Origin of the sequence: Ralstonia sp. PBBBR1 (assembly GCF_002256165.1) — a bacterium.
Lineage (GTDB): Bacteria > Pseudomonadota > Gammaproteobacteria > Burkholderiales > Burkholderiaceae > Ralstonia > Ralstonia thomasii.
The window spans coordinates 1-11,606 of the sequence record NZ_NKIL01000021.1; the positions used below are offsets into that span (position 1 = coordinate 1).

Annotated in this window: 10 protein-coding genes and 1 pseudogene; 3 read left to right on the plus strand and 8 right to left on the minus strand. The window is 64.3% G+C overall.

Features of this window, described 5'->3' with window-relative positions; genetic code table 11:
- Positions 1-84 (plus strand): annotated as a pseudogene (locus CFE42_RS23785) (integrase core domain-containing protein); the annotation flags it as partial.
- Between the two features lie 57 nt (positions 85-141).
- Here CFE42_RS23785 and glpK read toward each other — a convergent pair.
- From glpK to glpD, 8 genes are all read right to left on the minus strand, one after another.
- On the minus strand, positions 142-1,638 hold the full coding sequence (gene glpK / locus CFE42_RS23790) for a glycerol kinase GlpK (RefSeq protein ID WP_004637141.1): 1,497 nt from the start codon (positions 1,636-1,638) through the stop codon (positions 142-144).
- Positions 1,639-1,751: 113 nt separating this feature from the next.
- Positions 1,752-3,488: an ABC transporter substrate-binding protein gene (locus tag CFE42_RS23795; RefSeq protein ID WP_004637139.1), complete on the minus strand. Its 1,737-nt coding sequence runs from the start codon at positions 3,486-3,488 to the stop codon at positions 1,752-1,754.
- A gap of 171 nt (positions 3,489-3,659) precedes the next feature.
- Entirely contained in the window at positions 3,660-3,941 is a 282-nt protein-coding gene (locus CFE42_RS23800; RefSeq protein ID WP_004637136.1) for a DUF2160 domain-containing protein, read from the minus strand.
- Positions 3,942-3,963: 22 nt separating this feature from the next.
- Positions 3,964-4,797 (minus strand): carbohydrate ABC transporter permease, encoded by an 834-nt coding sequence (locus CFE42_RS23805; RefSeq protein ID WP_004637134.1) that lies wholly within the window; start codon positions 4,795-4,797, stop codon positions 3,964-3,966.
- Positions 4,790-5,680 carry a sugar ABC transporter permease gene (locus CFE42_RS23810; RefSeq protein WP_004637132.1) on the minus strand — a complete coding sequence of 297 codons (891 nt, stop codon included), beginning with the start codon at positions 5,678-5,680 and terminating at the stop codon, positions 4,790-4,792. The genes CFE42_RS23805 and CFE42_RS23810 overlap by 8 nt, the downstream gene beginning before the upstream one ends.
- On the minus strand, positions 5,677-6,774 hold the full coding sequence (locus CFE42_RS23815; RefSeq protein ID WP_004637131.1) for an ABC transporter ATP-binding protein: 1,098 nt from the start codon (positions 6,772-6,774) through the stop codon (positions 5,677-5,679). Before CFE42_RS23815 ends, CFE42_RS23810 begins: the two co-directional genes overlap by 4 nt.
- Positions 6,761-7,879, minus strand: a complete 1,119-nt coding sequence (locus CFE42_RS23820) for an ABC transporter ATP-binding protein (protein WP_004637128.1) — start codon at positions 7,877-7,879, stop codon at positions 6,761-6,763. The genes CFE42_RS23815 and CFE42_RS23820 overlap by 14 nt, the downstream gene beginning before the upstream one ends.
- 66 nt (positions 7,880-7,945) lie before the next feature.
- Complete coding sequence (glpD, locus tag CFE42_RS23825; RefSeq protein WP_004637126.1) at positions 7,946-9,523, minus strand: glycerol-3-phosphate dehydrogenase; 1,578 nt, start codon at positions 9,521-9,523, stop codon at positions 7,946-7,948.
- Positions 9,524-9,666: 143 nt separating this feature from the next.
- On the opposite strand from glpD, the gene CFE42_RS23830 reads away from it, so the two are divergent.
- Positions 9,667-10,440: a DeoR/GlpR family DNA-binding transcription regulator gene (locus CFE42_RS23830; RefSeq protein WP_004637124.1), complete on the plus strand. Its 774-nt coding sequence runs from the start codon at positions 9,667-9,669 to the stop codon at positions 10,438-10,440.
- 109 nt (positions 10,441-10,549) lie between these two features.
- Entirely contained in the window at positions 10,550-11,410 is an 861-nt protein-coding gene (locus CFE42_RS23835; protein ID WP_004637121.1) for a CHAD domain-containing protein, read from the plus strand.
- The last annotated feature ends 196 nt before the right edge of the window (positions 11,411-11,606 follow it).

The window sequence follows — 11,606 nt, forward strand, 5'->3', positions numbered from 1 at the left end:
GTGGCGCAGGCCGTGCATATCTACAACCACGAACGGCCTCATCTGGCCTTGAAATACAAAACGCCCGATGCGGTGCATCGGGCGCTCGGAGACTGAGCACAGTGTCAACCTATGGCAGGACTTGACATGCCGGGTTTGCCTTCAGTGGCCGCGCGTTGTCGGCAGGCGGACCTGCGCAACGGCCATTTCCCATTGGGCGATGCGGTGTGCGGCCTCGTCGCGGCTGATGACCGGGTGGAACGTTCGCGAGGCACGCCATTGCTGGGCGACCTCGGCTTCATCACGATAGAAGCCGGTGGCGATGCCCGCCAGGTAAGCCGCCCCCAGCGCCGTGGTCTCGATGATCTCCGGACGCACGACCGGAATGCCGAGCAGGTCAGCCTGGAACTGCAGGAGCAGGTTGTTGGCCGAGGCGCCGCCATCGACGCGCAGTTCCGAGATGGTGGAAACGGCATCGCGCGTCATAGCCTGCAGCAATGCGGTGCTCTGGAAGGCGATGGATTCGAGCGCCGCACGTGCGATGTGGCCGATGGTTGTGCCGCGCGAGAGGCCGACGATGGCGCCCTGCGCGGTGGGGTCCCAGTACGGTGCCCCCAGGCCCGTGAACGACGGCACGAACACCACGCCGCCGGAATCGGGCACCGAGGCGGCCAGGCCTTCGACGTCGGCGGAGCGCTGGATCGCGCGCAGGCCGTCGCGCAGCCACTGCACCACCGCGCCACCGACGAATACGCTGCCTTCGAGCGCATAGCTGCGCTTCGTGCCGCTCTGGCATGCCGCCGTGCTGATGAGGCCGTTGTGCGACTGGACCGCTTTGTCGCCCGTGTTGAGCAACATGAAACAGCCGGTGCCGTAGGTGTTCTTGGCCATGCCCGGCTTGAAGCAGGCCTGGCCGAAGAGCGCCGATTGCTGGTCGCCGGCAATGCCGCCGATGGTGAGCGAAGCGCCGAGCCAGTCGGCATCGGTCTGCCCGAACTGATGCGCAGACGGATGCACCTCGGGCAACAGGCTCGGGTGAATGTCGAGCGCGCGCATCAGGTCCGCATCCCATTCGCCGGTGTGGATGTTCCACAGCATCGTGCGGGAAGCGTTCGATACGTCGGTCACATGCAGGCGGCCGCGTGTGAGTTGCCAGACGAGCCAGCTATCGATGGTGCCGAAGGCAAGTTCGCCACGTGCCGCGCGCTCGCGGCCGCCGTCCACGTGGTCGAGAATCCAGCGCAGCTTGGTGGCCGAAAAATACGGATCGATGATCAGGCCGGTGCGCTTGCGCACCTCGTCTTCCAGGCCCTCGGCGCGCAGGCGTTCGCAGATGGCTTCGGTGCGGCGGTCCTGCCAGACGATGGCGTTGAAGATCGGTTTGCCAGTGGCGCGCTCCCACACCATGGTGGTTTCGCGCTGGTTGGTGATGCCAAGCGCCGCCATGTCGGCAGCGGTCAGCTTGGCTTGTTCGAGTGCGGCGCGGCAGGTGGCGAGCTGGCTGTTCCAGATGTCGAACGGGTCATGCTCGACCCAGCCGGGCTGCGGGAAATGCTGCGGAAACTCCTGCTGGGCACTGGCGACGATCTGGCCGGCGCGGTTGAAGACGATGGCGCGTGAGCTGGATGTGCCCTGGTCGAGCGCGAGGAGGTATTCCATAAGGCAGAAAAGAGTGACCGCCGGGCACGATCAGCCGGCCCCGCGGCATGTGAAACGAATGCAAGCATGGTAGCCCGCCGGCCCCGTGTTGGCGACCGACGGACACGCGCGAATTAACGTACCTTGCCTGCCTTCCAGGCAGCCAGCAGCTTGTCGTAGGCCACCGTCTCACCCTTCGGTCGCTCGTTGTCGAGCTTCTTCCACGGGGCGTGTTCGGTCGACAGCCACTTCGACGGATCGCTTTCCGGGTTCAGCTTGGGCGCGCAGTTCTTCATGCCGGCGCGCTGCAGGCGGCCCATCACCTGGTCCATTTCCTTGGCCAGGTTGTCCATCGCGCCTTGCGGCGTCTTCTCGCCCGTGACGGCCGTGGCGACGTTCTTCCACCAGAGCTGCGCCAGCTTCGGATAGTCGGGCACGTTGTTGCCGGTCGGCGTCCAGGCCACGCGGGCCGGGCTGCGGTAGAACTCGATCAGGCCGCCGTACTTGGCCGCGTTCTTGGTGAAGTAGTCGCTGTGGATATCGGAGTCGCGAATGAACGTGAGGCCGGTGATCGACTTCTTGAGCGACACGGTCTTCGACGTGACGAACTGCGCGTACAGCCACGCGGCCGAGCGGCGCTCGAACGGCGTGGACTTGAAGAACGTCCACGAGCCGACGTCCTGGTAGCCGTTCTGCATGCCGTCCTTCCAGTACGGGCCGTGCGGCGAGGGGGCCATGCGCCACTTCGGCGAGCCGTCGGCGTTCACGACCGGGCCCGGCTTGGTCATCGGCGCGGTAAAGGCGCTGTACCAGAACACCTGCTGGGCGATGTGGCCTTGCGCGGGCACGGGGCCGGCTTCGTTGAAGGTCATGCCGGTCGCTTCGGGCGGCGCGTACTTCTTCATCCAGTCGATGTACTTGGTGAGGGCGTACACGGCGGCCGGGCTGTTGGTGGCGCCGCCGCGCGACATCGATGCACCTACCGGCGCGCAGTTTTCCGCACGGATACCCCACTCGTCGACGGGCAGGCCGTTCGGGATGCCCTTGTCGGCCGAACCGGCCATCGACAGCCACGCATCGGTAAAGCGCCAGCCGAGCGACGGATCCTTCTTGCCGTAATCCATGTGGCCGTAGATGCGCTTGCCGTCCAGCTCCTTCACGTCGTTGGTGAAGAAGTTGGCGATGTCTTCATAGGCCGTCCAGTTGACGGGCACGCCCAGGTCGTAGCCGTACTTGGCCTTGAACTTGTCTTGCAGGTCCTTGCGCGCGAACCAGTCGGCGCGGAACCAGTACAGGTTGGCGAACTGCTGGTCGGGTAACTGGTACAGCTTGCCGTCAGACGCGGTGGTGAAACTCGTGCCGATGAAATCCTTCAGGTCCAGGCCCGGGTTGGTGAACTCCTTGCCTTCGCCGGCCATGTAGTCCGACAGCGGCATGATCACGCCGTAACGATAGTGCGTGCCGATCAGGTCGGAGTCGGAGATCCAGCCGTCATAGATGCTCTTGCCCGACTGCATCGAGGTCTGCAGTTTTTCGACGACATCGCCTTCCTGCATGATGTCGTGCTTGACCTTGATGCCGGTGATTTCTTCGAAGGCCTTGGCGAGCGTCTTCGATTCATAGGCGTGCGTGTCGAGCGTTTCCGACACGACGTGGATCTCGGTCACGCCCTTTGCCTTGAGCTTGGCCGCGGCGTCGATGAACCACTTCATTTCCGCCATCTGCTTGTCTTGCGACAGCGTGCTGGGCTGGAATTCGCTGCTGATCCACTTCTTGGCTTCGGCTTCGCCGGCATGGGCTGCGCCGACTGCCAGGGCGCTCGCCAGTGCAATGGCACTGATCTGAAGCGTCATGCGCCAGGATGTTTTCATCGGTATCTCCTCGTGCTTGTTGGCTTGTTGTTCTCCCCGCAGCGAAAACATCCGGCATTCCGACGCGGGGAGCGTGATGGAGTGCCTGTGCCCGTACGTCAATTTGGGCGTGGAAGCGTCAACCTGCGCTGATGCCTCCGGACCTGCAAATTCAAGTGCATCGACGGCGCATCAGCCGCGCCACATCACGATCGCCAGCACCACCATCGAGGCAATGAAGCCGCCCCAGGCGCCGGTCTCCTCCGACGTGAGCCCAACCCACGCCAGGTTGATATAGGCCGCGGTCAACAGGCCGATGAAGAGGCGGTCGCCGCGCGTGGTGGCGATGGGCAGGAAGCCCTTGCGCTCCACCGTGGGCCGCACCACCTCCCAGACCGTCATGCTGGCCAGCATCAAGGCGATGCAGCCGAAGAAGATCGCCACTTCGGGCGTCCAGGCCATCCAGCTGAACATGGCTGTGTCTCCCGTTCTTGTTTTAGACGCGGCCCATCGCGAAGCCCTTCGCGATGTAGTTCCGCACAAACCAGATCACCAGCGCACCGGGAATGATCGTCAGCACACCGGCTGCGGCCAGCACGCCCCAATCCATGCCCGAGGCCGACACCGTGCGCGTCATCACCGCGGTAATGGGTTTGGCATCGACCGAGGTGAGCGTGCGTGCGAGCAGCAGCTCCACCCAACTGAACATGAAGCAGAAGAACGCTGTCACGCCCACGCCGGCCTTGATCAGCGGCAGGAAGATCTTCAGGAAGAACTTGGGGAAGCTGTAGCCGTCGATGTAGGCCGTCTCGTCGATCTCGCGCGGGATGCCCGACATGAAGCCTTCGAGAATCCACACCGCCAGCGGCACGTTGAACAGCATGTGCGCCAGCGCCACGCCCAGGTGCGTGTCCATCAGGCCGACCGTCGAATACAGCTGGAAGAACGGCAGCAGGAACACCGCGGGCGGCGTCATGCGGTTCGTCAGCAGCCAGAAGAACATGTGCTTGTCGCCCAGGAAGCGGTAGCGCGAGAAGGCGTAGGCCGCCGGCAGCGCCACCACGGTCGAGAGCACCGTGTTCATCGTCACGTAGATGATGGAGTTGATGTAACCCCAGTACCACGACGGATCGGTGAAGATGATCTTGTAGTTGTCGAACGTGACGAGCTTCGGCCAGATCGAGAAGCCGGCCAGCGTCTCCTCATTGGTCTTGAGCGACATGCTCAACATCCAGTACAGCGGCAGCACGGCAAACGCCACGTACACCGCCAGCGTGATCGCGCGCGCGATCCTGCGCTTGTGTTCGTTGTTGTGGGTCTGCTTAGGCATGGTCGTCTCCCACGGCCGTGCTGGCGCTGCCCATGCGTTGCATCCAGTTGTAGAGGACGAAGCAGAACAGCAGGATGATGAGGAAGTACACGATCGAGAATGCCGCCGCCGGGCCCAGGTCGAACTGGCCGACTGCCTTCTGCGTCAGGTACTGCGACAGGAACGTCGTGGCATTGCCGGGGCCGCCGCCGGTCAACACGAACGGCTCGGTGTAGATCATGAAGCTGTCCATGAAGCGCAGCAGCACGCCGATCATCAGCACGCCGCGCATCTTCGGCAGCTGGATGTAGCGGAACACGGCCAGGCGGCTGGCGCCGTCAATCTCGGCGGCCTGGTAGAACGCATCCGGGATCGAGCGCAGGCCGGCATAGGCCAGCAGCGCCACCAGCGGCGTCCAGTGCCACACGTCCATGATCAGCACAGTGATCCACGCGTCGAACGAGTGCGACGTGTAGTTGTAATCGATGCCCATCTGGTTGAGCCAGTAGCCGGCCAGGCCGATATCGGAGCGCCCGAAGATCTGCCAGATGGTGCCCACCACGTTCCAGGGAATCAGCAGCGGCATGGCCAGCACCACCAGTGCGGCTGAAGCCTTCCAGCCCTTGGACGGCATCGACAGCGCCAGGCCGATGCCCAGCGGAATTTCCACCGCCAGCACGCACAGCGAGAAGATCAGCTGGCGCGTGAGCGCGTCCTGCAGATCGCCGTCGCGCAGGATCTGGCGGAACCAGTCCACGCCCACGAACACGTGCTGCTCGGGGCTGATGATGTCCTGCACCGAGTAGTTCACCACCGTCATCAGCGGCAGGATGGCGGAGAACGCCACGCACAGGAACACCGGCAGGATCAGGAACCACGCCTTGTTGTTGAGCGGCTTGTTCATCGGCCGATCCTCTCGTCATTGCTGTAATACAGCGTCTGCGGCGCATCCAGGCGCAGCCACACGCGCGATTCGGTCACGGACACTTCGTTGGGCAGCTTGGCCTTGATCGGCAGTCCGCCGGCTTCACCGAGGCTGGCGGTCAGCAACTGGTGCGTACCCAGTTGCTGCACCTGATGGACGTTGGCGGCGACGGTGCCGACTTCGCCGGGTGCGGCCAGTTGCACGAATTCCGGCCGAATGCCGAGCTTGAGCGAACCGTTTGCGTTCTTGAGCGTGGACAGCGTGTCGCGGCCCACGGACAGGCGCTGACCGCCCAGCGCAATCACGTCACCATCCACCGTCACCGGGTAGAGGTTCATGCCGGGGCTGCCGATGAAGTAGCCGACAAAGGTGTGGTCCGGCCGCTCGAACAGCGCTTCCGGCCCGCCTTGCTGCACCACCTTGCCTTCGGTCATGACGACCACCTCGTCGGCAAAGGTCAGCGCTTCCACCTGATCGTGCGTCACGTAGATCAGCGTGAGCTTCAGTTGCTGGTGAATCTTCTTGAGCTGGCGGCGCAGTTGCCACTTCAGGTGCGGGTCGATCACGGTGAGCGGCTCATCGAACAGGATGGCTGCCACGTCCTTGCGCACTAGGCCGCGGCCCAGCGAGATCTTCTGCTTGGCGTCCGCTGCCAGGCCCGAGGCACGGCGCTTGAGCGCATGCTGCAGCTCGAGGATCTCGGCCACTTCCTCCACGCGCTTCTTCACCTCGGCTTCCGGCGTCTTGCGATTGCGCAGCGGGAAGGCGAGGTTGTCGAACACGGTCATCGTGTCGTAGATGACCGGAAACTGGAACACCTGGGCGATGTTGCGCTCGCGCGGGCTGGCGTGCGTCACGTCCTGGCCGTCAAACAGCACCTGACCCTCCGACGGCACCAGCAGCCCCGAGATGATGTTCAGCAGCGTGGACTTGCCGCAGCCCGACGGGCCCAGCAGTGCGTAGGCACCCCCGTCGCGCCACGTCATGTTCATCGGCTGCAGCGCGTAGTCGCTCAGGCTTTGCGGATTGGGGCGGTAGCTGTGCCCCAGGTTGCGGAATTCAATGCGCGCCATGGGCGTCTCCCTGCTTGGGCGCGCTCACCAGCTTGCCCGCATCGTCGAACAGGAACAGTTCGGCCGGATCGACAAATACGTTCAGCGCCGCGCCCAGTTCGAACTCATGCACACCCGGCAACTGCGCGACCAGGCCGATCGTGTTCGACTGGCCAGCGGCGTGTGCGCGCACGTGCAGATACGTTTCGGAACCCGACAGCTCGGCCAACTCCACCGTGCCCGGCAGCGCGACGGCACCGCCGTTGCGTGGCGCCAGGCGGATGTGGCTCGGCCGCAGGCCGACGCGGCAGCCTGTGCCGGCCGCCATCGGCAGCGGGCGCGTCCATGCAATGTCAATGCCTTGTGGCAGGCGGATCTGGTTGCCTTCCACCACGGTGGCGTCCAGCACGTTCATCGGCGGGTCGTTGAAGATGGCCGCTGCGTTGACCGACACCGGCACTTCGTACATGTCGAGCGTCGGGCCGTCTTGCAGCACGCGGCCTTCATGCATGACGACGGTGTGGCCGCCCAGCAGCAGCGCTTCCTGCGGCTCCGTGGTGGCGTACACGACCGTCGTGCCGGCATCAGCGAAGAGCGATGCCAACTCGGCACGCAACTCTTCGCGCAGCTTGTAGTCGAGATTGACGAGCGGCTCGTCCAGCAGCACCAGTGGTGCCCGCTTGACCAGCGCCCGCGCCAGCGCGCAGCGTTGCTGCTGTCCGCCCGACAGCTCGGCCGGCAGGCGCTGCAGCAGATGGTCGATGTGCAGCTTGGCGGCGACGGCACGCACGCGCGTATCGATCTCGCCCTTGTTGGTGCCCTGCAGGCGCAGCGGCGAGGCGATGTTGTCGTACACCGTCATCGCCGGGTAGTTGATGAATTGCTGGTACACCATCGCCAGATTGCGATCGCGCACCCCTACGCCCGTCACGTCCTTGCCGTCGACCAGTACGCGGCCGGTGGTCGGCCGGTCAAGCCCGGCCATGATGCGCATCAGCGTGGTCTTGCCGGCTTGCGTCGGCCCCAGCAGCACGTTGATGGCGCCGGGCGCTAGCCGCAGGCTGGTCGGGTACAGATGCGTCTGCGCCCCGACCATGGCCGTAACCTGGTCCAGTTCCAGAATCAATTGATGTCTCCCGTCTTACTGCTTTGATTTCTTGATGTCTTGGCTCGGGCGGCCGGTCCCGGTGCTTCAGGGCGCTCGTTCCGCCACTGGTGCGGTGTCGCCGTCCGGCAGATGCCGCGCCAGCCAGACTTCCAGCCGGCTGCGGTCGGCATCGCTGGCGTGCAGGCCCAGCTTGGTCCGCCGCCACAGGATGTCCTGCGCCGTGCGGGCCCATTCGTGTTCGATCAGGTAGCGGATTTCGGCTTCGTACAGCCCGGGCGTTACTTCGGCGCCCAGTTCTTCCAGCCGCGTGGCGCCGGCCAGCAGCGTGTTCACGCGCGTGCCGTACTGGTGCGCATAGCGCATCGCCAGCAGGGTCGGCAGCCACGGCAAACGTTTTTGCAGGCGCGCCACAAAATCGTCGAAGGTGTATTCGGCAACCAGCTGCCCCGGCGCTTCCAGATCGCCGCCCGGCAGCGATGCGGTGGCCGTCCACGAAGGCTTGCCGGCCAGCGGCAGATGCGGGGCCAGTTGGTCCAGCGCTTCCTCGGCCAGCTTGCGGTAGGTCGTGATCTTGCCGCCCCACACGTTGATGAGCGGGGCGCTGGCGCCGTCGACGCCGGTCTCGCATTCGACCAGGTAATCGCGCGTGATGGCCGAGGCGTTGGCGGCGCTGTCGTCCAGCAGCGGCCGCACCCCGGAGTAACTCCACACCACATCGGTCGGCGTCAGCTGCCGGGTGAAATAGCGGCTGGCCATTTCGCACAGATATTGGATTTCGCCGGCGTCGATGGCGACTTGGTCCACCGAGCCCTTGTATTCCAGATCCGTCGTGCCGATCAGCGTGAAATCGTTCTGGTACGGGATCGCAAATACGATCCGCCCGTCCGGGTTCTGGAAGATATAGGCGAATGGGTGATCGAACATCCGCCGCACCACGATGTGGCTGCCCTTGATCAGCCGCAGGCCGCGCGTGCTCGGCAGCGCGTGCGCAGAACGGGCGAACTCCGCCGCCCACGGCCCGGCGGCATTAACGATCGCCTTTGCGCGCACGGAGCGGATGCCGTCCGGGCCAGCCAGCGAGGCGTGCCAGCCGTCGGCCCGGCGCTCCGCGTTCAGGCAGCGCGTGCGGGTCAGGATATGGGCGCCGCGGTCCGCCGCGTCGCGGGCGTTGAGCACGACCAGGCGGGCGTCGTCTACCCAGCCGTCCGAATAGACGAAGCCGCGCGTGTAACCCGCCTTGAGCGGCTTGCCGGCCGGATGCCGCGCCAGCTTGATCGACTCCGAACCCGGCAGAAAGCGCCGGCGTGCCAGATGGTCATAGAGGAAGAGGCCAGCGCGGATCATCCACGCCGGACGTTGCGCGGCATCGTGCGGCATCACGAAACGCAGCGGCCACATGATGTGCGGCGCCATGCGCAGCAGCACCTCGCGCTCCTGCAGTGCCTTGCGCACCAGGCTGAATTCGTAATATTCGAGGTACCGCAGCCCGCCGTGGATCAGCTTGGTCGAGGCCGAAGAGGTGTGCTGGGCCAGGTCGTCTTTTTCACACAAGACCACCGACAGGCCACGGCCCACGGCATCACGGGCGATACCGACGCCGTTGATGCCGCCTCCGACCACCAGCAGATCACAGTCCAGATGCGACGCGTCAGTGAGTTGCATGGGTTTGAATCTGTTGATTTTCGCGCCTTTCCTTGCGAATAGTGACGCGTTGGCGGATAGTTTAGTGAAGGGCGAAAATAAAGCAACATAGGGAATCGCCTAATCCGCTCATATGTGTTCGTTTGTGTTCATTTCGTGACTTGATGCTTCCGCGACACCGCCAGATCCTCGAATACGTCCGCCAACACGGCGATGCCTCCGTCGACGCGCTTGCCCGCGTGCTCGGCGTCACGACGCAAACCATCCGTCGCGATATCCGGCAGCTCGAAGACGAGCGCCTGCTCGCGCGCTATCACGGCGGCGTCGGCCTGCCTTCGTCGGTCGAAAACATCGACTACGACCAGCGCCAGGTCCTGCACATCGACGCCAAGCGGCGTATCGCCGAGGTCGTTGCGCGCCACGTCGAGCCCGGCCGTTCGCTCATCATCAATATTGGAACGACCACCGAAGAAGTCTCCAAGGCACTGGTCGGCCAGAACGGGCCCCGCGGTCTGCGTGTCATCACCAATAATCTGAACGTCGCGTCGATCCTCTCCGGCAGCCCGGACGCGGAGGTCATTGTCGCCGGCGGCCTCGTGCGCAACCGCGACCGCGGCATCGTTGGCGAGGCCACGATCGACTTCATGAAGCAGTTTCGCGTCGACATCGGCATCATCGGCGTCTCCAGCATCGACGAAGACGGCACGCTGCTCGACTATGACTACCGTGAAGTGCGCGTCGCCCAGTCCATCATCGAGCAGTCCCGCGAAGTCTGGCTCGTGGCCGATCACTCCAAGTTCGGTCGCCGCGCTGTTGTCCGCCTGGGCCATGTCTCGCAGATCGACAAGTTCTTCACCGACGTCCCCGTGCCTGAGCCGATGGCCGAAGTCCTCCGCGCCGCCGAGGTGGACGTGATCGTCGCCAGCGAAACGCGCTGACGTTTGATCTAGCTTCTCTGCGGTCTTCGACCGTTCCACTACAGTGAAATGACAAGGCCCGCACCTTGCGTGCTTCCCTGTCATCCAGACTCGTCACACGGAGAGCATTGTGAGCAAGCACTCACATGCGGCTATCCTTTCGATCCTCGCGGGTATCGTCACTGAACACATCGCTGCGCTGCGCGACGCCCTTGCCAAGCTGGCTGCGCCCAGTCCCAGCGACGAAGATCTTCACCAGTTCCGCGTCACCCTGCGTCGGCTGCGTTCCGCTTGGGTGACGTTTGCGCCGGTCCTGCCTGCCAGCTTCGTTGCCAAGTGGAAGCCCCGCTTGCGAGCGCTTGCCGCATCCACTGGCCCAGTGCGCGAATGGGATGTGCTGCTCACCGATTGGCTCCCCGCCGTCCAGGCGTCCCTACTCGATAGCGACAAGGCCGGCCGGGCGTGGCTGGACGAGGCTTTTGAGAAGTCCCAAGAGGTGCGCAACCGCGCTTGGGGGGAATTGCGTGCCGGGCTGGCCTCGCCGGACGTGCCGGAAATGTTGTTCGAACTGGAGCAGGCAGTCGCTGCCTTTCATGCGGACGGCGAGCCTGGGCGGCATTCCCGCTTTGCTCGCGCCCGGGCCGGAGCGCTCCGAAAGAAGCTGATTCGTCGCGGGCGTCACCCCAAGCGATCGTCTGCACCACGACTGCATCGTGCCCGCATCGCCGCAAAACAGTGGCGCTATCTATATGAAGCGTTCTACCCGGCGCTTGGGGCCCACGCGGCCAAGCGCTACCGAAGTCACTTGCGCAAACTGCAAGACGCCTTGGGCGAGGTTCACGATGCGAGTGTTTCCCTTGATTGCGTTGCCGACTTATTGGACGAGCCGCCGCCGCTATCTATAGTGAGCGCCTTTCACAAGCGCGCCAGCGCCGCGCGGAAGCGGGCAGGACGGGGGCTGCGCTGGGTACGGTCTCACAAGGCGCTGTAGCCCCTCGAAAAGTGCAGAAAGACCCCGCGAAAAGAAAGGGCTTGCGCTGTTCGGGAAACCCGCCTATAGTTCGCCCCTCGCTGCAAAACACAGCGCCGAAACGCAAGTGGCGGTGGTGGTGTTAAGTGGTGGAGAAGCAGGTGTAGAGCGGGTTTGCGGTCGATTGGGTGGTTGACGGTTGGCTGGAGATTCGGTG

Excerpts from the sequence above, each read along its gene's own strand:
- CFE42_RS23815 (WP_004637131.1), bottom strand. The coding sequence starts at position 6,774 with ATGGCGCGCATTGAATTCCGCAACCTGGGGCACAGCTACCGCCCCAAT.
- CFE42_RS23800 (WP_004637136.1), bottom strand. The coding sequence starts at position 3,941 with ATGTTCAGCTGGATGGCCTGGACGCCCGAAGTGGCGATCTTCTTCGGC.
- glpD (WP_004637126.1), bottom strand. The coding sequence starts at position 9,523 with ATGCAACTCACTGACGCGTCGCATCTGGACTGTGATCTGCTGGTGGTC.
- CFE42_RS23810 (WP_004637132.1), bottom strand. The coding sequence starts at position 5,680 with ATGAACAAGCCGCTCAACAACAAGGCGTGGTTCCTGATCCTGCCGGTG.
- CFE42_RS23795 (WP_004637139.1), bottom strand. The coding sequence starts at position 3,488 with ATGAAAACATCCTGGCGCATGACGCTTCAGATCAGTGCCATTGCACTG.
- glpK (WP_004637141.1), bottom strand. The coding sequence starts at position 1,638 with ATGGAATACCTCCTCGCGCTCGACCAGGGCACATCCAGCTCACGCGCC.
- CFE42_RS23830 (WP_004637124.1), top strand. The coding sequence starts at position 9,667 with ATGCTTCCGCGACACCGCCAGATCCTCGAATACGTCCGCCAACACGGC.
- CFE42_RS23805 (WP_004637134.1), bottom strand. The coding sequence starts at position 4,797 with ATGCCTAAGCAGACCCACAACAACGAACACAAGCGCAGGATCGCGCGC.